Annotated in this window: 16 protein-coding genes; all 16 read right to left on the reverse strand. The window is 53.0% G+C overall.

What is annotated here, in order from left to right:
* Positions 1 to 12: 12 nt before the first annotated feature.
* Positions 13 to 1,137 carry a PAS domain-containing sensor histidine kinase gene (locus H6507_05400; GenBank protein ID MCB9368523.1) on the reverse strand — a complete coding sequence of 375 codons (1,125 nt, stop codon included), beginning with the start codon at positions 1,135 to 1,137 and terminating at the stop codon, positions 13 to 15.
* Between the two features lies 1 nt (position 1,138).
* Positions 1,139 to 1,516: a response regulator gene (locus H6507_05405; protein MCB9368524.1), complete on the reverse strand. Its 378-nt coding sequence runs from the start codon at positions 1,514 to 1,516 to the stop codon at positions 1,139 to 1,141.
* A gap of 10 nt (positions 1,517 to 1,526) precedes the next feature.
* Positions 1,527 to 2,711 carry a hypothetical protein gene (locus tag H6507_05410; GenBank protein MCB9368525.1) on the reverse strand — a complete coding sequence of 395 codons (1,185 nt, stop codon included), beginning with the start codon at positions 2,709 to 2,711 and terminating at the stop codon, positions 1,527 to 1,529.
* Positions 2,701 to 3,363, reverse strand: a complete 663-nt coding sequence (locus H6507_05415) for a DUF4388 domain-containing protein (GenBank protein ID MCB9368526.1) — start codon at positions 3,361 to 3,363, stop codon at positions 2,701 to 2,703. The genes H6507_05410 and H6507_05415 overlap by 11 nt, the downstream gene beginning before the upstream one ends.
* Complete coding sequence (locus tag H6507_05420; GenBank protein MCB9368527.1) at positions 3,360 to 4,457, reverse strand: PilT/PilU family type 4a pilus ATPase; 1,098 nt, start codon at positions 4,455 to 4,457, stop codon at positions 3,360 to 3,362. Before H6507_05420 ends, H6507_05415 begins: the two co-directional genes overlap by 4 nt.
* Before the next feature lie 20 nt (positions 4,458 to 4,477).
* Complete coding sequence (locus tag H6507_05425) at positions 4,478 to 5,647, reverse strand: hypothetical protein (protein MCB9368528.1); 1,170 nt, start codon at positions 5,645 to 5,647, stop codon at positions 4,478 to 4,480.
* An 11-nt stretch (positions 5,648 to 5,658) separates the two neighbouring features.
* Positions 5,659 to 7,311, reverse strand: coding sequence for a hypothetical protein (locus H6507_05430; GenBank protein ID MCB9368529.1), 1,653 nt, complete (start codon positions 7,309 to 7,311; stop codon positions 5,659 to 5,661).
* 15 nt (positions 7,312 to 7,326) lie between these two features.
* The gene (locus H6507_05435; protein ID MCB9368530.1) at positions 7,327 to 8,097 is read right to left on the reverse strand and encodes a hypothetical protein; all 771 of its coding nucleotides are present in this window, start codon (positions 8,095 to 8,097) and stop codon (positions 7,327 to 7,329) included.
* 14 nt (positions 8,098 to 8,111) lie between these two features.
* Entirely contained in the window at positions 8,112 to 8,492 is a 381-nt protein-coding gene (locus H6507_05440; protein ID MCB9368531.1) for a type II secretion system protein, read from the reverse strand.
* Between the two features lie 23 nt (positions 8,493 to 8,515).
* Positions 8,516 to 9,265: a hypothetical protein gene (locus tag H6507_05445; GenBank protein ID MCB9368532.1), complete on the reverse strand. Its 750-nt coding sequence runs from the start codon at positions 9,263 to 9,265 to the stop codon at positions 8,516 to 8,518.
* Positions 9,266 to 9,276: 11 nt separating this feature from the next.
* Positions 9,277 to 15,351: an Ig-like domain-containing protein gene (locus tag H6507_05450; GenBank protein ID MCB9368533.1), complete on the reverse strand. Its 6,075-nt coding sequence runs from the start codon at positions 15,349 to 15,351 to the stop codon at positions 9,277 to 9,279.
* A 407-nt stretch (positions 15,352 to 15,758) separates the two neighbouring features.
* Positions 15,759 to 16,175, reverse strand: a complete 417-nt coding sequence (locus H6507_05455; protein MCB9368534.1) for a prepilin-type N-terminal cleavage/methylation domain-containing protein — start codon at positions 16,173 to 16,175, stop codon at positions 15,759 to 15,761.
* 208 nt (positions 16,176 to 16,383) lie between these two features.
* Positions 16,384 to 17,748 carry a sigma-54-dependent Fis family transcriptional regulator gene (locus tag H6507_05460; GenBank protein ID MCB9368535.1) on the reverse strand — a complete coding sequence of 455 codons (1,365 nt, stop codon included), beginning with the start codon at positions 17,746 to 17,748 and terminating at the stop codon, positions 16,384 to 16,386.
* 28 nt (positions 17,749 to 17,776) lie between these two features.
* On the reverse strand, positions 17,777 to 18,979 hold the full coding sequence (locus H6507_05465) for a type II secretion system F family protein (GenBank protein MCB9368536.1): 1,203 nt from the start codon (positions 18,977 to 18,979) through the stop codon (positions 17,777 to 17,779).
* 18 nt (positions 18,980 to 18,997) lie between these two features.
* Positions 18,998 to 20,113, reverse strand: a complete 1,116-nt coding sequence (locus tag H6507_05470; GenBank protein ID MCB9368537.1) for a type IV pilus twitching motility protein PilT — start codon at positions 20,111 to 20,113, stop codon at positions 18,998 to 19,000.
* Between the two features lie 14 nt (positions 20,114 to 20,127).
* On the reverse strand, positions 20,128 to 21,042 hold the full coding sequence (locus H6507_05475) for a hypothetical protein (protein ID MCB9368538.1): 915 nt from the start codon (positions 21,040 to 21,042) through the stop codon (positions 20,128 to 20,130).
* Positions 21,043 to 21,044 lie beyond the last annotated feature (2 nt).

A 21,044-nucleotide genomic window follows, 5' to 3' on the forward strand; every position in this document is an offset into this window, starting at 1 on the left:
CCTGTTACAAATTTAGATTACCGATTGCTCTGCGGATCCTGCACTCTGAATCGTTGAATACAGGGAACGCGGAAGCATTACCGTCAGTTCAAGGCCATTCACTTCGCCCGCGCGAGCAAGAATGCCGCCGCCCAACGATTCCGACAGCAGCCTTGCAACGTCGAAATCGAATTTACTTCCTGTCATGACACCGGTCGCGTCGACATTGGATTTGCTTGAGCGCGTCAACCACTCCAATTGCTCTTGAGAGGCTATCTCTCCATTGTCCCGCAGCGCAATCTCGACGTATTCATCTGAGTCTCTTAGTTCGATGTCGATTTGGCCCGAATGAGTAAGACGCAGAATCATGAAATCGATGAGGTTTCCCAAGATGCGGCTGATAGCCAATGATTGTCCAAAAAAGTTGATTTCGTTCTCGGGACCAGTAAACTGTATAATGATCTGTCTGCGTTCGCTTTCGTTTTTGTGAACTTCGACAGTCTCACGAATAACGTCCGACAAGTCAAACACGGACGATTCTTCGTTGGAGTTGTAATTTCCGCGGCTCATCAAGAGATTATCGATGTTTCGCGACATCGTATCGATTTCCTCTGCCACAATTCTTCCAAACCTGTTCTTCGCATCCGCGGGCATTGCATCCAGCTTATTCAAAGAGAAAACGTATCCCTTGATAAGCCCCATGGATGCGCGCACGGCATATTCCAGTGCGGCTTGTGCGTTCTCTTGAGCCCCCCACAATTTCTCTTCGATATTTGCTTCCTCGGTGACGTCCCTCGCGATGCCGACAATCATGTTTGCGTCCGGACCGCTTAAGACTGGCGACTCAACGACACTTAGAACTTTCGAATCACCTTTCGCCGAACGCAGCCTGCGGATCACTCGTTCGCTCTTGCGGTGATCCGCAACGAGCTGCCACGTTCGCAGTGCAATTGGACGCTCTTCGTCCACAAAATATGAGAGCAGGTTGGTTTTAGTTTCCGGCGGCTGGTTTAGCCCCAGAAACGACCACATTTTATCGTTGCCGCTCTTGATTGCGCCGCCTTTGTCGACGACGTATACTGCGTCAGCGGCCCAATGCTGTATCAGTTCGCCGAACACCGCACTGTCCATTTGCTTTCCTTCGGTTCCGTTACTCATTTCAGTTGACAGATGTAGCAGTCTTTCCCAAAGCCTGCTCGATCGCACTGGTAATCTCCGAGTGCGTAAACGGCTTAAATACTCTATATGAATTTTTGGGGAGCTTTATGTCCCGCGCTCCCGTCCACGCACTTACGAAAATGATCGGTGTATCCGCGGACGATGAAGTCTGTCGAAGCTCATGTGCCAGCGAAACACCGTTTAGGCTTCCCATGAGAACGTCCAAAACGATTACGTGCGGCGCATGACGACTGACGAGTTCGGGAAGTTCGCTGCCGTTTGTTCCCGTCGCGACATCGTATCCATCACTCTCGAGCATCATCCTCAGCAAGTCGAGATAACGCGAGTCATCGTCCATCAGCAAGATTCGAGTTTTCATCCTAATTCTATCAGGTTGCGCTGTGTTCATCCAATATCGTTTTGGTCTTCAATGCGAAGTCTCGCAATGAATTCCAAGTTGCTTCGCCATCTTCACAGGAGTCCAGCACGTTTCGCAGTGCTCCTGCATACTTCGACGGACATCTGGACTCGACAACCATGTCCAGCGTCGCCTTTGACGGCAATTGCATCTGAATAACGGTCCCCGCCGACAACACTTCACGCAGAAGCTGGGAAACCGGACCTTCAAGCTGATCTTCTTGACCGAGACTGAGCACGATGGCGGCACCGTGCTCGCGCATGTTTGCGACACTTCTGGCAAACCATGATTCTGCCTCTTCGTGCCCCCAAAGTCCGGCAAAGTCATCCACCAGCAATGTCGACGCTTCGCGCAGTTCATAAGACAAAGCGTCCAGCAGTCCCGCTAACTTATAATCGGCGTAAAGAGTCTTCAGCTCTTCACCAGAAACAAAGACCCCTTTCAAAACTGGATCCTTCGCCATTCTGTAGTTTCTGATCGCTGCCAGTAAGTGAGTTCTTCCTGAGTGCTCAGGACCGACGAGAACCAATGGGAAATTTATCGCGTCATATTCGCCAGAGGCAATTTGTTTTGCAAGTTCCCGCGCTTGCATGACACCTTCATGAAGCACGAAAGTCTCAAACGACTGCGCCCATGCCGGCCGTAATCCCCACATTCCCACGGACGAATCCCGCTGCGAGACGCTGTCGGAAGTAACAGAACCTGCCACCTGTTCGTCTCCATAGTAGACGTACAAAGCGTGTTCAATCGCGTCGATGTCAGTTGCGAGCAGTACAATGTCATAGTCCGTCACATTCCGCAGCCCGTCCCGCACTCTACCTTCGTCCGCATCCGCGGCAGCCACGACAAGCGTGTTTCCGCTGCGACGAATGGGTACGCACTTTAGGTCGACGGCTACTCTGCGCGGCACGTGCCTAACCGCTTCAAGATCAATTTGTACGTCTTCCAATTTTACGGAGCGTATCTCCTGCAGACTTACAAGTATGCGATCCAGCTCGGCCGCCGAAAGAAGTTCAAGCTCAACCAATGCGTCGCTGAAGCTGATTTCTGATTCTCCCTGCAGCTCTTTGGCGAGTTGCAGCTGTTCTTCGCTAATCAGCTCGGTACTCTGAATCTGCTGTTCGAGCTTGTTCTCTAAAGCACTGCTAATTTTCATTTCTTGAGGTGCTTGTGTTTAGTCTTTCTAACTCATGCCAAAGCTCACTACCCGCCCACATTAGCTCCGTTGTTGAGATTGTCTCATCGGCGATGATCCGCAGTTGGCGGTTGCCATACTGCTGAGTCCATCGGGCACCGCGCGGATCTTTCTCAACCATCGTACGAGCTTCGCTCGAGACACGGCCGCCATCACTTTCTTTCGACTCGTTGGAATTCGAAAGCACACCGCTCTCCATGAGTTTTCTCATCTCAAAACTTTGAAGACCCGTAACTTTTTGTTTTAACTCTCCGAACTTCTTTTGCAGTCGCAAATGAAGCGGGACAGGGACGTGCATCGAGGCGCTCTTCTTGTCAGCGCCTGAAATTCGCATCGCGCGAAGCAGACGCACGGTATCAACTCGGATTGTTCTCTGCGGAGGCAGCGCGTCCGGTTCTTCGCTGAACTCCAACAATGTATGTCCCTTAAGCGACTCGAGCGCTTTCCATCCCGTTTCTCCATCCGGATTTTCTGCGTGCGCCAGGTTTCCCCTAACGAACCACACTAACAACTCTTGCGTATCGGAGCGCAGGCAGACCAACCCTGAATATCTGCTCGTCCGACATCGATCGAGCGTGGTAATCAACGTGCTCCTTCCGTCGGCATTCATCATCCGACCTCCGCCAACCGCGAGCCGGACGATTTTATGCCACGCACGGCCATCTCCAAATCGTTCGGGTTGTTTGCATTCTCAACAGCCGTCTCATACGATATTGCGCCTAAGTTGTACAATCCAAGAATGGACTGATCAAACGACTGCATACCGTGTGTACCTTGGTCGTCCTCGATTAGACCATGAATCAAATGCATCTTGTCCGTTTGGGTAAGACACTCCCTTACTGCTGCTGTATTGATCATGATTTCGACCAACGGGATACGGCCTTTGCCGTCCTTTTTCGGCACGAGACGTTGCGAAATAACGGATTGGAGTGAACCCGAAAGCATAGCGCGGATCTGCGCCTGTTCATTGAGTGGGAAAAACGATATGATACGGTTAACGGCTTCGACGGCGTTCAGCGTGTGGAGCGAAGTGAGAACAAGGTGTCCGGTTTCCGCGGCCTGCAACGCGATCTTCATGGTCATTTGATCGCGGATCTCGCCGACCATAATTATGTCGGGATCCTCGCGAAGTGCATGTGTCAAAGCGGCCAGAAACGACTCCGTGTCAATCATTACTTCTCGCTGCGCGATCAGTGATTTCTTGTTTGAGAACACGAACTCAATCGGATCCTCAATCGTGAGGATATTTACGCTGCGAGTTTGATTGATGTGCTCTATCATCGACGCCATAGTCGTCGATTTGCCCGATCCGGTCGCGCCGGTCAACAAAATAATTCCCCGCATGCTTGAACACATCTTCTCAATGGCGGGCGGAAGCCCCAACTCTTTGAAACCGGGAACCACAGTCTTGATTGCACGAAAAGCCAACGCCGGCGTGCCCTTCTGGAAGTACGCGTTGATACGTACACGACCGTGACCGGGAACCGTTAATGCAAGATCGAGTTCCTTCTCTTTCATGAAGCGGTCCAACTGTCCGGTCGTCAACGTTTCACCGAGCAAAGCGCTCATCTCGCGCTCGCTCACCGGTTCTGGTCGAGTTCCGAAGAGACTGCCGTCAATGCGCAAAACAGGCACGCTGCCCACGCGCAAGTGAAGGTCAGATGCTTTCTTGGTAAACAGCAGCTCGAGTAGCCCTTTTAGTTCCATTGCCCTTTGCCCGTTAGTTTCTATTGTGCTGCACGTAAACGGCTTATAAGCGTCGCGGCATCCGATTCAAAACCGGATCCGGCTCCAACTCTTTCGAGACACGATAAGGCAGCGTCCGTGTTGCCAAGCATCTCGTTAAGCACTCCCATATGGTAGTTTAGCTCGTCTTGAACATCCGACTCCGCATCAACAACGGCGGTTTCTTCTTCAAGCAGTCGCAATGCCCGGTGCGGATCGTTCGAGTTCTTGAAGCACTGCGCAAGCTCAATAGTCGCTTTGCTGCGGAGCGTACGGTCTCTTCGCGCAGTTTGAAACTCGGTGATCGCAGCGTCCCACAATTTCATTTCAGCATAAACGACACCGAGATCGTAGTGGTCTTTACCTTGACCTGCCGGGAGATCCTCTTCCTCTGAAGTTTCCGGAACCTCAAACTCAATTGGTGACACGGGCGTGTCGCCGAAGGAGCCATTTGCCTGAGAGTACGCTGGAGTATCATGTTGTACGAACGTAATGTCGCCGCTATTCCAGTCCGCGTCGAGAGATTGCATGCCATCATCATCGCTCTGCTCCGCCGAAGAGTTGGTCTCCTGCTCGGGGACTTCGAACATCACAGGTTGTTCTTCCGCCTCTTCCCTTTCAGGCTGGATCTGCATACGACTTACATACGCTTGCAGGTCACGCTCCAGCTCGATATCCTCGAGTTTGCACTCGTCAAGAAGCTGCGTCAACTCCTCAAGCAAATGCGGCTGGCGAATCTCGCAGCTTATCACTTTACGGAACCAACTTTTGATTTCCGTGCTCGTAGCGTGTTTCGCAAGTTTTGTAAATGAGCGAAACGCCGAGATAGCATCTGCGAAATAGTCAAGACCAAGGTAGGCTTCGGAGATAACAAGATGTACTCCGGTTTCCTCCGGGCACCTCTTTACCATTTTTCGCCCAATGCCGAGCACGTTTTCGTGCAGACTCTCCTGAGCAAAGCCGTCCAGCGCACGCTGCCACGAAACACTTGCGCCATTGACATCCCCAGAACCATACTGGATGTCTCCGAGCAAATTCCATTGAGCAAAATCCTGCTCATCGGCATGCACTTGCTCTTCGTAATATGGCAGAGCAGTTTTCCACTTTCCGGCACGAAGCGCAAGCCTCGCTTTTATCTCGGGCGTCTTCTTGGTCTTAATCGAGAAGTTCATTTTCGCGTCCTTTAACTAATCTGGCGCCATGCGCCTCTCTGTACTGTGTGAACTTTCGGTGTTCCCGGAGGCCAGTTGTCAGGATCAAGCAGATCCGTGTCAAATCCCCAATTTCGATTTGGGGCCGTGTAATAGCTTCCGTAACTCCATGCGGTAGTCGCAAAGCGGCTGAACCACAAGTCTATCATACTACCTCGGTACGTCACAGTCTTGCCGCTCCAGTTCTCAAGGAATCGCAGCAAATTCTCAAGTCCGCCGCTATACGATCCACCGTCAACAGACGGGACATGACCGGTCATAATGCAAACATTGACGCTCATGTTCGTCGGCGTGCGATTGCCAAGTGAAAGACTTGAGTTGGCGTCGCTCCAATTAGGTGACAAGAACGTGATGGCATCGCAAAGCAATGCAGATCCCTTTTTTGCGACCGTGTTGTAATTTCCCCAAACATATAGCGGAAGATCCGTTGCGATAGTAAGTCCACCCACCGGAAGTGACGTTGCGTTCTTGACGCGCACGGCAGGATCGGACCCGCGGTAGTCGCTGACATAGATAATGCCGTTCGCCGGCCAACTGCTGTCCGAAAGCATGGTTGCCACATTTATTTCAACGACGTCCATCCACTTGTTTTCGCGATCGTCGTAGAATTTGTTCACGGTATATGTGAAGTAGCTTGGAACGGCAAGCGCCGCGCCCGAGCTGTCAAAACATGCACCGTCAACGTAGCGTATTCCGGCTTTGTACCAATACTTCGATTCACGTTCTTGTGCGCCGTCGGTCAGCGTGTCTCCGCGCTCGACGACCTCATGTTGGTCGGCCGCCGGCGGCAACGGCAGCTTGAGTGTTGTCATTCCGTGCGCAGCGTCACGCACTTGGCCGCCCCATAGCGACAAAGATTCCGTTGCCCAATCCGCTTGCCTGTTGTCCAACCAATATGCGCCGCGCCAAACGTTTTGGTAGACTCCAAGCTGGTCCTTTATGCGAACCGAACCGGGAGGATCGACGTGACCGCCGTCTTTGCGGTGATGCCAGTATTTGCCGCCGCAAGTCACATACGAATTGCAGCTAATGCCAGACTCCGCGCCCATATACAGGTTCGCGTTCGAATGGACCCGACCTTCAAAGGTCATGTTTGGGCCGGGGAATATTTCGAGGTCTTCATCGTAGAACACGCCGAACTGAAACAGCGGAATAAACTGGTGTTGAATTTCCCTGTTCAAAGTCGTGGATGTTCTGCCTGATTGAGCACGAGCCGTGATGTTATACCTCGTCACAAATCCGATCAGACCCATGTAGTCCCCGGCCGTAATGATCTCTTGAGTCGGCGCACCGTCTTGACTAATATCAAACAGATCGTACGTATACCCTGACATGTTCGGATAAGGCAAAGAATCAAGCGCCGCTTCCGTCGGATCGAGGTTGTTCTGCAGAAGCTGCTTGAGTTCGCCCGTGCCCCACTCTATCGCGGCCTCCGCCGCATAGAAGGTTCTCGTTTCATCCAGCGTCGTCGTCTCCACCTTTGCGGTGCCCAACGAATTTAGAGACGAAGTCGTGGCAATAAACATTAATCCCGCGAGCATGACGACCGCAGCGATCATGATCATGCCCTTTTGCCGCTCACGAAGCCCTTGCTTGCCCTTCAGTTGTCCATGTCTATTTCGCATGTTCGTCCTCGGGCGTTAAGATTGATTTAAATTCAAATTTCTGCCGCGAATCATAAACCGGTACACTTCACGGTGATAGCCGTCGTACCAGTACTGACCATCGGGCAGCACGACATAGTCGCTGTGTTCTTGGTTTTCGCTTTCTTCTGATCGAACGACGAGCGTGATTTCAATCGCAGTAACCCGCAATCGCTGTCCCAGTGAAAGAACGTAGCCGCCTGATGGAATCGGACCCGACTGCGGCAATTCATCACCGCGATTGTCGTAATATCGAAAGATGATCGCTTCGATGTTTCTGCCGAGTATGCGTTCGGTTCGCTGACCCCATCGTACGGAATCACGTTGCCATTCCCACAAGTCTTGCTGAATGCCATCGTCGTTTTGCCAATACCCAATGGTCTCAGTCAGCGAGTCATTGTCAATATCGCAACTCATTACCAAACTGTAAGTCGAAGCGTATTCGATCGGCTCATGGAAACCATTGCTCCATGTGAGGTCAGGAACGTCACGATCGATGTCATTGCTGTCGCCGTCAATATCTTCAGTCGCGAACAAACCCATCAACCTGATGTCTTTGACGACCCGCATCGCCAGCAAGCGGCCTTCTTTTGTCGCCGCGGCTCTACTCTCTTCCTTGGCCGCCGTTGACGCAGCCACGTAGTAGAGGGAGAACAGCGAGACAAGAATCACCGCGCCGAGCGTCATGGCGATGGTCATCTCCAACAGGGAGCCACCCTTTTGTGCCCGAAGTTTTGCCCAGTTTTCGCCGTTTATGTGGCGGTTCATCTGTTCTTCGTCCTTTAGAGTTGCGCAACCATTGTGGTTGCTTCCGCGAAATGAAGATCATGATCGAAATAGATCTTCACTGTGATACGCTTGACCGTACCCAAGTCCGCCACCGATACGTAGCGCCTGAAATCCGGCTGGTCCGAATAGGAGTCGCCGTAGTCGGAGCTGACGGAAACAATGTTTGAGTATTGCGAGTTGCGTACTGTTTCAAGTTCCAATCTCAGGAGGTTGTTTGCCGTTTCCATTTTTTCGACGTAGCGGTTTGACTTCGCAATACCGACGAATGAAGCCATGACGACCACCAGCCCGCCCGTAACGATGAGTGTCGTAACCAACACCTCAAGAAGCGTTACGCCGGCCTGCCATTTTCGTGCGATTCTCTTCATATTCATGTTCCACCTCCTGTCTGACAAATTTACCGGAGCGCCTGTGACAGGCCAAGCGAAATGCTCCAGTTTCCATTCTCACCGCTTGCCGCTTCACCGGTTATGGAATACCCGTCCGGAAGGTGCCATTCCAGTCCAAGGAGCGGACTGATCGGCTGCTCACCATCCGAATAGGATTCACTTCCGGACGCGGCTTCAAGCAGCGCACCTTCATAAGTTACTTCGTAGTCACGCTTGCCGGTCAAGTATGTTTTGCTCAAACCGAGATAGGGCGTGACTTTGGAAAGATTGTATCCAATAGTGACCGAAGGCTGAACCTCCTGCCACAAATATTTGTTCGAAACTTTGCGGCCGCTTCTGGTAACGTCGCCTTCCGCGTTAAATCCCAAGTAGGAAACACCGGCGTTGAGCTGAAGATTGCTCGTGACGGGGAATCCCGCTTTCAGTCCAGCACCCCATGCGAACGACGGGCTGCTCGAAAACGGCGAAAAGCCGTTGTTGAAATCATCGAAATCAAGATTTGCCGTGCCGAGCCTGACTTGTGCGTCGAGGAAGTCCGCAAGGCCGTAGCGTCCGGTCAAAAACAGTCTTTGCGATTTAGTGCCGCTGTACCCGGAGAGTTCCGAGCTCATCGGCACGTCGAATGCTGCGCGTTCGGCCTCAACGGTCATACTCGTGACGGCGTTGCCGACACAGAAAACCGGTCCGCCGACCATGGCGATTGCCGCGTCACCAATGACGAGAACTACGGCAAGGAGTGTGGTGATGATGTATTTCATGTCTGCCTCGCTTATTGAATGGTCTCATTGCCGGTTGACGCCGGAGGAGCCGCCGTCGGGAATTGCGTCAGAAGCGTGAACGTTTCAGTAAACGCATATGCTGCACCATATTCTGCTTCCACGTTGATCAAGACCGGCGTCGCCGCGTCGTCATCATTCGTGGTCAGATTATTGAAGAAGCTAACCGTGTATGACGTATCGCCCGGGCATCCGATTTCAATTTCCGTCGGATAAACGTTGCCTGAACTTGCGCTGAAACTCACGGTAGTTCCCTGTACCATCGGCCAATAGTTGAAGTCGTAGAGCGAGAAGCGAATCAAAGCGTTCTCGCCGATACGCAGCGTACGCTCGGATGGATCGCCGTTAACCGTAACTTCTCGAATATTCAGAATGGGCTGGCTGTAGTCAAAGATGACATTTGTCGTCGCCCAAACCCAAACGCTGTCGCCAGACTCGTCGACGCCCGCGGTCTTGCACAAGACTTTGGCGACGCCGTTCTGATCTGGTACGTCACTGCACAAGATCGTTGTGCCAAGATTCGGATCGCTAAGCGTGTTGAGCCAACGGTTGATCGTCGGCAGCGGATTTCCGCTGTACAACGTCACGCGCGCAAAACCCGCCGAATCCGTGTAACCGGTCGCTGTAGTCACCACGCCGCCGGACGTCGTGAAATAAACCGCCGTTCCCGGAGTCACGGGGTTGTTGTACTGGTCACCGACGAGGCAAACGATTTCAACGCTCTCACCGACAACATCCATACCGAACATATTGCACGGCGACGAGCCAATAGCCATATGGCTCGACAAGCATCCGTCCGAGATGTTCTCAATGTAAGGCGGTCCCGCATAGATCAAAATCTCGGTTGACACTGCACTGATTCCCGTGCACTGCGCGCGAATACGAGCCGTACCGCTTACCGTGCCGCTGTTGTATGCGACGGTCGCGTTTCCGTTAATCGTCGGAATTGCGCCAGTGCTGGACAAGAAGTCTCCGCCGCCCGGCGAATTATTGATGTTGAAATACACTTCCGTTCCATCAAGCACCGGGTTATTGTTCGCGTCCCGCACCGTTGCGGTCACAAGTAAAGTTTCGTTGCGTCCGCTACCGCGTACGCCGACAGATCCCGGATTAAAACTCAATTGAATACTGTTTGGATTGCCCGGCAGCAAGTACAAAGTGTAATTTCCGACCGCTTGACCAGCGGAAGCCGTGACGATTGCTGTACCGGTCTGGGAAGAACTAAACGGGACGGAAGCGTTGCCCTGCGAATTCGTCACGCGGCTCGCCGTGATGTTACCTATAGTCGTCGTAAACTGTACTTCGACGTTTGGCAGCGGATGACCGACCGCGTCCGTCACTCGCGCCGTAATGCTGTCAGTTGCGATACCGTCCGCGCGCAGGCTGTCGATTACGGCAGACAGAATAACATGTGCCGGATCGCCCACACGATAAATGATTTGTACGCTGTCGCGAACGCTTGAATTTTCCTCTGACCATGCAGATACGTAGAACGTATCCGGCGTGGCACTGGACGTCAAAGTGTTCGAGGCGACGCCGCCGACGGTCGTGCGGAGATTTTCAAGCGAACCGGACTGCGGCGGAATACTGAAACGAACCTGAGTTCCGTTGGGAACCGGGTTTCCGTTTTGATCCGTGACATTTGCCGTGAGAATCGAAGACGAACTGTTGTCCGCGAACAAAATGGTCGGCGAGGCCGTAAGTGAAAGCGTAGTCGGCGTTGAAGCCGCAAACGTAACGTTCGTTTGCGCTGTCAAGGATTGACCGTAGGTCACGGTGATGTTGGCGACACCGGTTTGCGTCGATGCTTGCAGATTTACCGTGGCAACTCCGCTTTCGTTAGTTTCTGCCGAAGCGGGAATCGTTCCGCTGTTCGTTCCGAAATATACGGTCGCTTCGGGAATCGCGACTTGCGAGACCGTTTCGAACACGTGTACATTAATTGCTGACGTTGATATGCCATCGGCAATCACCATCGCCGGAACCGCACCTGCGCTAACCGTGACGCCGCGCAGCGTGACGCTGGCCGTACCTTGAGACGTTCCGGATGCGGCGGTCAGAACAGTTGAAGTATTCGCCGTGCGGCCTTCAGGCGTGAACGTGAGAGTTGCCTGACCGAGGCTGTTCGTGAACGAGTTGACGGGAGTGAAGCTAATGCCGCTTGCCGTCCACGTGACTTGCGCGTTCGAAAGCGGAACGCCCAACGCATCGTACACTGTGGCTTGGACGGGCATCGACGTGATGCCGTCTGAACGCATGGAATTGCTTTGCGGTGCCACACTGATTGCTTGCGGCGTCGGCGAATACATATTCACCATCACCGTATCACCAAGCTGTGGACCGAAACCGCAAATCACCATCGCGTTTCCGCTTTCCGCGGAAGCGACGAGGCTTGCGGTAGCGATGCCGGAAGCACTCGTGACGACGCTATTCGGAATAGAACCAAGGTTCGTACCGAACGACACCGCACGGCCTGAAACCGCTACCAAGCTCGTCGTCTCGCGAACGAGCGCTTGAATCGAGTTGACGGAGACTCCGTTGGCCGGCATCGCCGTATACTGTGCATTGGACAACACTGTGATACCACGCAGCGACACCACGACTGAATCAGAAGCGGATTGTGAATTCACGCGGATCGTGGTTTGAGCGTCGGTCGTGCGACCTGCGGAGCGGAATACGTTCGTGGCATAACCAGCCGAGTCCGTCGTTGTTTGTCCACGAACCAAACTTCCCGATCCGTTCAGGCTCCAAATGATCGCCACGTTAGAAATGGGCGAACCGCTCTGGTCCGTCAAACGACAGGTCATATTGGTTGAACTGACTCCGTCGGCTAAGAGTGAAGTCTCTTCTGACTCGAGATTCAGTCCCGAAGCCGCGGGCGAGAACAACTGAATATGCAGCGTATCGCGAAGTTGATTTCCGTAGCGCACGATGATTTCGGCATCACCGACTTCGTTGCCCGCCGTATAAGTAAATGTGACGACACCTGAAGAGGAAGTCGTTCCGCTCGCAGGAACCGAACCAATCGAAGCTCCACAAAGAATCGTGGCGCCGGGAATGGCGATTGTGCTGCTCGTTTCGCGCAGACTCACAGTGATCGTCGCGGTAGCCGAACCGTTTGCCGGGAGAATTTGTGTGCTCGTTGAAGCCGACAAATGCACACCGAGAAGTGCCAGCGTATCCTGAGCCGCGCTGCGTTCAATCGCAACTTCTATCGGCGCGACCAAGTCTGAGGCCGAAGCGACCGAGGAGAACACGGACATCGCCACGCCGTTTTCATCCGAAACAACCGTTTCAGGACGGAATGCGCCGTTCGCTATCGTTGTGAACGTGACAGCCGTGTTTGGAACGGGGTTGCTCGCTTCATCTAAGACAAACGCCGACACTTGAGTGTTCGCAACGCCGTTGGCGAGCAATTCACGGCTTCCAACTGTTAGCACAATGTCACTGGCTTCCGTATCGGTGAGCAACAACGACGCCTGGGCGCGCAATGTATCACCATATGAAGCGGTGAGCTGGACTTCAACCGGTTCATTGCCGGCTTGATAGACTGCTTCCGCGACTCCGCTTTCGTTGGTTTCAGCATATTGCTGAACTGAACCTTCGCTGGCAGCGAATCGCACGGACGCGTTGGCGACCGCGACGCCGCTCGAAGTCTCGCGTACAATGGCTTGTACGTTGGTCGTACTTTCGCCATTCGCGGGAAGAGTCTCATCATCGACGTTCAATGTGACCAGCACACCGCGCATCGTGACCGCAAAAGAAGCGTTCTCTGATTCAACCTGAGCATTGACCAGTTGCGAAACATCCAACGTGGACGCGCCGCTGTAGAAGACCGCGGTGGCATGTCCGTTTGCATCGGTTTCATCCGAAACAACTTCCAACGTGCCGATGCCGTTGCCCGTGGACCATACGACGTTGCTGCCGCTTACGGGAAGATTGAATTCGTCGCGCACAGTCGCAGTAATGGTCGTTGACGACACACCGTCTGCTAAAATTGAAGAAGAGCTGCTGCCAAGCACCAAGCCCGCGACTTCCGGCGCCATAAAATCGACTTCGCCGTAACCGCTTGCCTCACCGGCGTTGGCAACGATAGCGCAGTTGCCGACTTGGCGGGCGCTCGTTAAGTTCGTAGTGAAAGTTCCAGTCGAGTTCGTGAATCCCGACGCGGGAAGCAACGTACCTATCGTGCTCGTCACGGAAATCGCAACGCCTCCGCGCAGCGGATTACCGTACGCGTCATAAACGCGGCAAACGATCTGTGTACTCGATACTCCGTCTGCCGGAAGCTGCGAAACGCCGGGCGTAACATCCACCGACGAAGCTGTTCCTGCGACGTAGTTTGCGGTTTCCGAAACGCTCAAGTCTCCGGTTGCCGCAGTAATTTCGTCGTCGCCGACGGCCGTGGCGCTCGTCAACGTCGCAAGAGCGTACCCGTCTTGCGTCACGGCGCTGAACACAGCACTGACCGGCGAGCCAAAGCGGTCCGGTCCGCGCTTCGTTCTTGGAGTGTTGAACACCGACGTGTTGGCTTCGCTGCGGCTGAACGTCGCGTTATTCGAGTTCTTCCAAATTTCACGCGTATTTTTTCCGCTGTGTCCAGTGATCGTATAGCCATCAAGTTGACCGGATTCGGACGTAAATGTCACAACCGTTCCGTTCGAGACGGGACGATTTTGGCTGTCCAGAACTTGTGCACGCAAGAGCGCCGTACTTTGACCGTCCGCCACCAACTGACGCGGCGTGATCGTCATCGACATATGAGACGGCGTCGTCATCTGCAGAAATACCGAAGCGCTGCCGTTGATTTCGTTGTTGCTTGCAGTCACTGTCGCGTTGCCCGGATTCAAACCGGCGCGGAAAACGGCGGTGGCATATCCGGACGCGTCTGTCGAAGCGGACTCGGTAACGTCACCGTTTACGCTGCTGAAACCAACGATCGTGCCCGGCGTCGCTGGATTACCGTAGGTATCTCTCGCCAATGCGCGTACTGTCGTTTCACTTGCATTGTCGGCCCAAAGCGAATCAGAGTCCGTCGAAACCGTCAGCGAAGCCAGCGCGCCGGGACTCACCGCGATCGTCGTATTCCCGGTTACTGTTCCCGTTGACGCCGTTATCGTTACCGCTCCGGACGTAACGGGCGCACGGTATTGCGTCGTGGCGATACCGTTTTCCGTTGTGACAGCTTGCGCGGAGAAAGATCCCGAGCTCGCGGAAAAAGTCACCAGCACATTGCTGCGCAGTGTTTGTCCATTCTCGTCCATCACTCTTGCGCTGATCACAGACGTGTCCATTCCTGCGGTCATCGTCGACAAAGACGTGTTTACTTGAACCGAAGACGCCGCGTACGGCTGCAGGAATTCAACAAGTACTGTATCCGAATTATCGTTGTACTGTGCGATAACCATTGCCGTACCGATTACGTCGGTTGACGTCAGAGTCGCCAGCGCCGTTCCAGATTGCGCATCGGTGATGGCCGGTGATGTAATGACGCCGCGGGTCGTGGAAAAGGTCACCTCCACCCCGCCGACCGGATTGTTTTGTTCGTTTCGCACTCGCGCGCGAATCTGCGTGGTTGAAGCTCCATTGTCGGCAAACAATGTATCTTCGTCGGCGGAAACTGCGACCAACCCGCTCAAACTCGCCGCGCCGTCACGCACATTGAATGATCGGGATTGTGCCGTCTGCATGCTGACAAGCTCAACGTGCAGCGAGACGTTTCCGGTATCTTCCGGGGCAGTATACATCGTGCGCGCCACACCGTAATTGTCCGTTTCCACGGTGACATCGGGTCCGGCGTCGTCGAAGCTACCGCGAGTCACGGTAAAACGAACATTTTCGCCGGGCGCAGGTTCATGCTGTTCATTGACGACGTGTGCTTCGACCCATGCGGTGCCGAGCGGGCTGATCACGGGCGGATCGATAATGATCGAGTCGACGAACGCGAGATTGTCCCGTGCGGATGACACGGGGCTTAAATCGCCTTTTTGTTCACATCCATACCACAGGGCAACACTGAGCAGTGTTCCCATGGGCAACCAAAATCCTAATGGCAAACGGCGCTGCATCACATGCACTCCTTGCGCTTTATCCACAGTTTGTTCTAAAACTCAAATTTGTTTCGGCGATCTCGATGAGACTTGAGCAATATCGCCGCGGGCCTTTGGGCAGGCGTCGTAGCGCAATTGCTATAACACCTTTGCCAAAACTCCAACTCTGCGCGCACGCAAGTTGATTTTCGTGTTGGCTTTATTCCCAACCACTTGTTTGCAAGGCATGTGCCATGCAGTTTTTGCCGGACAATATTCTGATTTCTTTGCTCTTCACCAGTTTACGATTGGAGTTGTTTGGCGCGGATTTCAAAATCTTCGTAGAAATTGCCGTACAGGCAGTTCCGAACGTCCAAATCTTGCATGTTGCAAAAGAGAAACCCGCGACTCTTGAGCCGCGGGCTTCTCTTGCAAGCCTAGTTTGCTTACTGGATTCCTTCAGGTGTCGCCGTCAGCGTGGTCCCCGCGTTGTCTTCGCAGGTTACCGCGATGCTGTAGGATGTCGGGCTGGAAGCTCCGTCGTACGTGTAAGCGAACGAAGCGAAGTTATCGCCCGTCGGCAGCGACATATAGGGGTTGCCGTTCGGATCAACAAGAACCGTGGCGGCGCTCGCCAACGTCAGCGTGGCGGGATAGTCGGCATTGTCAATTTCGAACATACCCAGGGCCTGACGGAACAGGTCAAGGTCTGCGCGAGCCGCACCGATACGAGCACGATCCTGCGCACCCATGAAACGCGGAACTGCGACGGCGGCCAAAATACCGATAATCACGATCACGACCAAAAGTTCGATGAGCGTGAAGCCCTTTTGATTCTTCTTGTTACGGATTGCTTTTAACATGATTGTCTCCTGACTTGCGTTAACGGACACTTGGTGGTTCATACGAGTTCTGTTGTCCGATTCAGCAACCCATATGCCAGAATTCTTTTATTTCTAAATAGCTTTATAAATCATAGACTTCCATTATTCCAGACACATTGCGTTTTGCATTGAGGTTGATAACAATCATCGAAAACAACAACACGGTGTCATTGCACAACGCAAAATCTTATTGCGGAGGTTTAATTCCGTATCGCTGCAGCTTGCGGTAAATCGTAGATGGATCGATGCCAAGAATCTCAGACGCACGCTTCTTTTGCCACCCTGACTCTTCCAAGACTTGCAACAAGTATGATTTCTCAACATCGTCTAAAGTACGGGTCGCTGGCATTCGCGACGTTTGGACAACAGGTCCGATGGAACCTCCGAAGCGTTCCGGCAGTCCGGACACGTCGATGACTTCATGGTCACTTAAGATCACAATACGTTCAATTGCGTTTTCCAACTCTCTAACGTTACCCGGCCATGAATACTGAAGAAGTTTCTCCATGGCCTCCGGGCTAAACCGCTTCAAACTGACGTTCATCTTCTTGCAGGCACGTTCAAGGAAGAACTCCGCTAGATCGTGAATATCCGCCCGTCGTTCTCTCAGTGATTTAATGTGAATAGGAATTACCGACAACCTATAATAGAGATCAGGACGAAACTCACCTGTGAGCTGCTTGTTCTCAAGATCTGCGTTTGTGGCGGCAATAACACGGACGTCGATTTTCACGGGTTTCGTGGCTCCGATCGGCAAGACTTCGCGCTCCTGCAATGCCCGCAGCAGCTTGACTTGCAGCGAAGGTGACATATCGCCGATTTCATCCAAAAACAGCGTGCCGCCACTGGCAACCTTAAACAACCCGTCCTTGTCTCGAACCGCGCCCGTAAAACTTCCGCGCCGATGCCCAAACAGCTCGCTTTCGAGCAATGTGTCCGGCAGCGCCGCGCAGTTCACAGTGACGAATTCGCCGTGTGTTCTCTCGGAGTTGTGATGCAGAACCTGTGCAATCAGCTCTTTTCCGGTTCCCGATTCGCCCGTAATCAAAATTGTCGAATCGGAAGGAGCGACGCGCCGTACCAATTCAAGCAGGGACTTTGTTTCCGCCGAATTTCCGATGATCTTGGGCTCGCCGGTCGGTTCATCGAGCTTCGCCTTCAACCGGCGGTTCTCGCGTTTCAGTTCAAGGCTTTCCGCGGCTTTGCGCAAAACGACTTGAATTTCCTGTACGTGAAGCGGCTTTGTGATGTAGTCCATCGCACCAAGACGCAATGCTTCAACCGCTGTTTCAAGCGAAGCGAACGCCGTCATCACAATGACACCGATTTGCGGATCGCTTTCACGGATCTTTCGCAGCAGTTCAAGGCCGTCCATCTCCGGCATCCGAAGATCCGTAATGACCAGCTGAAAACTGTCCACTTCAAGCGCCGCAAGCGCTTCCGCGGCGGATTGCACTTTCTGCGCACGGAACCCCTCTTCGCGCACAACTTCTTCAAGGAATGCGCTCAAGCCCGGTTCGTCATCCACCAGCAGGATTTTTTCTCGCACCATTTATCTTATCTCCACACCCTGCGGTTCATTACTTAATTGCGCCGATCATGTCGAACATCGGCAAATACATCGATACCAACAGACCACCGATTACGGCACCCATTAGCACAATCACGATCGGCTCAATGAGCGACGTCATAGCTGCCACGGCGGCGTCGACTTCTTCGTCGTAGAAGTCCGCGATCTTCTCCAACATTTCGGCCAAACGTCCGGTTTGTTCACCGACGGCGATTAGCTGACACACCATGGCCGGAAACACGGCCGTCTCCATGAGCGGCTGCGTGATGTTCCTTCCTTCACTAACTTCTTTTCTAACCTTGTCAACCGCCTTCTGAATGACGACGTTGCCGGCAGTCTTCGCGGTAATTTCCAAGCCGTGCAGAATAGGCACACCTGACGAAATCAACACACCCAACGTACGCGTGAAACGTGCAACGGCTGTCTTGCGAATCACGGATCCAATGACCGGAGTCTTCAAAAGGAACTTATCTACGGAGGCTTTACCATTGGCCGTTTTGTGCCACTTCTTGAAAACGATGAACGCAACGACTAAGACTCCAAGTCCGGGCAAAAATGTTTTCTGCATGACATCTGAAAGTGCGAGCACAAACTGAGTAGGTTTCGGGAGCTCGGCACCAAGATCTTTGAACATGTTTGCAAAAACCGGAATCACTTTAATCAACAGAAAGACAGTCGCGCCAATCGCGACGCAAGCGATTACTGCCGGGTAAATCATCGCGCCTTTGACTTTTCTTCTAAGCGCGTCGGCCTTTTCGAGATAGACAGCAAGTCTGTTGAACACCATGGCTAAAGCGCCGCCAGTTTCGCCCGCGGCAACCATATGCACAAAGAGGTTGTCAAACACATCCTTGTGTTTGCTCATGGCTTCGGACAATGACTCTCCGCCTGCGACCTGATTGTGAATTTCTGCGATCGTCCGGCGAAAACGCTTATTCTGCATCTGATCGACGAGAATTTGGATGCACTGGTCAATCGGCAAACCGGCGTTGATCATCGTTCCGAACAAGCGCGCGAAAATCTTTAGATCTTTGACTCCGACACCGCCGCCGAGTCCACCGACTTTTATATCTTTCGGCTTTGTGCGAAGCTCAGAGACGACAACGCGCCGCTGTCTGAGCTTGGCCATCGCTTCCTGCTTATCAGTGGCTTCGATTTCGCCATTGACGGACTTTGATCCTGCGCCGCGACCTGTGTAAAGAAATACTGGCATGTGACTGTCCTTTGTGACTTAGCGCGGTTGCACGGAATGCCGTTGCGGCTGGATCGTCGTGGAAACAGCGCCGCCCATCATTCGCTGCAACTCTTCCGGTACATTCGCGACCATTAGCGCGCGTTCCGGACTAATTTGTTTCGTCATCACGAGATCGTACAACGACATGTTCAAAGTCTGCATGCCGTACTTCTGTGAGACTTGCAGAATACCGTACATTTCGTGAACCTTGTTTTCGCGGATCAACGCGCGGATCGCCGGCGTCAAAATCATGACTTCCGCGGCCAATACCACGCCTTGTCCGGATCGTCTCGGAATGAGTTTCTGCGTCATGACCGCTTCGAGCGACATCGAGAGCTGAGCTCGCACTTGGCCCTGCTGGTGCGGAGGAAACACGTCGATGATACGGTTGACGGATTCAGTCGCCGAATTCGTGTGAAGCGTCGCAAAAACAAGGTGGCCGGTTTCGGCGGCCGTGAGGGCCGCTTGAATAGTCTCTTGATCTCTCATTTCGCCGACCAGAATCACATCAGGGTCTTGTCGCAGCACGTACTTTAGTGCAGTTGCAAAACTCTTCGTGTCGGCTCCTACTTCACGCTGGTTTATCAATGCCCGCTTGTGCGCATGGACATACTCGACGGGATCTTCGACTGTAATAATATGTACGGGACGCTCCGTGTTGATTCGGTCAATAACCGCCGCAAGACTCGTAGACTTACCCGAACCCGTCGGCCCTGTTACGAGTATCAAGCCTTTAGGTTTGTTTGGAAAAGTCTGGCAGATTCGCGGAAGACGAAGCTGTTCAATTTGAGGAATAGCAAACGGAATCGCACGAATCACAGTCGTCAAAGACCCCCGCTGAAAGAAGATGTTGCCGCGAAAACGTGACAAACCTTCGATTCCGAACGCAAAGTCCACTTCATACTCGAGTTCGAGTTTCTTCTGCTGCTTGTCCGTAAGAATGCTGTATGCGAGAGCTTTGCAGTCTTCGGGTGTTAGAGGATCGTACTTCAAAGACACCAGCTGCTGGTCCACGCGGACTCTTGGGGGACTCCCGACCGCAGCGTGCAAGTCGCTTCCTCGTGCGGAAATCAACTCTTCGAGAAGTTTCCTGATGTCAATTCCGTTACTCATCTATTTCCTTTCTATCACATTGAAATGGACGATGCTTCTTCGTGCTTGACCAGACCCAATCCCCGGTCACTGATCATTCTCCGAATTCGATCAATCAGGTTGGAGTAGTCACCCAAAGAGCACTTTAGTGTGTATGAGATGTTTCTCATGATCTCGCTGTCGAAAGCCTCAATTGTGATCACGGCACGCGCAACCGGTTTCGACCATGCTCCATTGCTTGACTCCTCCGCTTCTTCACGCAGTAGCGAGTACTTGAGAGTTGTTATGTTCTTTTGCACAATATGGTCGAGAAACTCAGTGAACTTATCTTCGTCTGCCACCTTCTGTGCCGGAATACTGACGGTCGGCGTCACGCGGTAGACAGACACACCTTCGATTTCAATGGGAATCCTTACAGGCTCATTCTTTCTTTCCCATGCTCTTGCGCAATTCTCGTCCATCAACATCGTTCCCGACGGTGCTTTCCAAGCACACTGGCTCGCTCTTCGAACCAGTACGGATTGGCGAACGGATCTCATCGATCCCGCTGCGAGAGTATCATGTCCAGACGAGAGTCCGAGCTTAAGTGCGATGCGATGTTCGCTGCTCCCGTGCTTGCCGTTCATTTCGGCCAATCCGGTCAGAAGCAAGGACGCAGTTTTCGCGGCACTGGGAACATCTTTGAACAGCAGCAGGGAAACGTCCGGTGTGTAAGCAAGCAAAACGCCGCCGCCGGCTACTGAGCACTCGTTTATGAACTTGCGCATATCGCGTGCGAACTGGTTGATCGTGTCCCGTCGAAGGGTCGCAAGTACTTTTTGCTCGGTTTGCACAGCAAGTACGACATGGTCGGCGTTGAACTTACTCTTTCGTTTGTTCAGCTCGGTTTCGAGAAACAGCAGGTCGTCGAGTGACAAGCTCTCGAGGTAAAGGCTGATTCGACTACTCATGC

It is taken from the genome of Calditrichota bacterium, from assembly GCA_020637445.1.
Lineage (GTDB): Bacteria > Electryoneota > RPQS01 > RPQS01 > RPQS01 > JABWCQ01.

Coding starts and splice junctions, on each gene's coding strand:
- H6507_05445 (MCB9368532.1), bottom strand. CDS start 9,265: ATGAAATACATCATCACCACACTCCTTGCCGTAGTTCTCGTCATTGGT.
- H6507_05400 (MCB9368523.1), bottom strand. CDS start 1,137: ATGAGTAACGGAACCGAAGGAAAGCAAATGGACAGTGCGGTGTTCGGC.
- H6507_05430 (MCB9368529.1), bottom strand. CDS start 7,311: ATGCGAAATAGACATGGACAACTGAAGGGCAAGCAAGGGCTTCGTGAG.
- H6507_05410 (MCB9368525.1), bottom strand. CDS start 2,711: ATGAAAATTAGCAGTGCTTTAGAGAACAAGCTCGAACAGCAGATTCAG.
- H6507_05460 (MCB9368535.1), bottom strand. CDS start 17,748: ATGGTGCGAGAAAAAATCCTGCTGGTGGATGACGAACCGGGCTTGAGC.
- H6507_05455 (MCB9368534.1), bottom strand. CDS start 16,175: ATGTTAAAAGCAATCCGTAACAAGAAGAATCAAAAGGGCTTCACGCTC.
- H6507_05465 (MCB9368536.1), bottom strand. CDS start 18,979: ATGCCAGTATTTCTTTACACAGGTCGCGGCGCAGGATCAAAGTCCGTC.
- H6507_05415 (MCB9368526.1), bottom strand. CDS start 3,363: ATGATGAATGCCGACGGAAGGAGCACGTTGATTACCACGCTCGATCGA.
- H6507_05475 (MCB9368538.1), bottom strand. CDS start 21,042: ATGAGTAGTCGAATCAGCCTTTACCTCGAGAGCTTGTCACTCGACGAC.
- H6507_05425 (MCB9368528.1), bottom strand. CDS start 5,647: ATGAACTTCTCGATTAAGACCAAGAAGACGCCCGAGATAAAAGCGAGG.
- H6507_05450 (MCB9368533.1), bottom strand. CDS start 15,351: ATGCAGCGCCGTTTGCCATTAGGATTTTGGTTGCCCATGGGAACACTG.
- H6507_05420 (MCB9368527.1), bottom strand. CDS start 4,457: ATGGAACTAAAAGGGCTACTCGAGCTGCTGTTTACCAAGAAAGCATCT.
- H6507_05440 (MCB9368531.1), bottom strand. CDS start 8,492: ATGAATATGAAGAGAATCGCACGAAAATGGCAGGCCGGCGTAACGCTT.
- H6507_05405 (MCB9368524.1), bottom strand. CDS start 1,516: ATGAAAACTCGAATCTTGCTGATGGACGATGACTCGCGTTATCTCGAC.
- H6507_05435 (MCB9368530.1), bottom strand. CDS start 8,097: ATGAACCGCCACATAAACGGCGAAAACTGGGCAAAACTTCGGGCACAA.
- H6507_05470 (MCB9368537.1), bottom strand. CDS start 20,113: ATGAGTAACGGAATTGACATCAGGAAACTTCTCGAAGAGTTGATTTCC.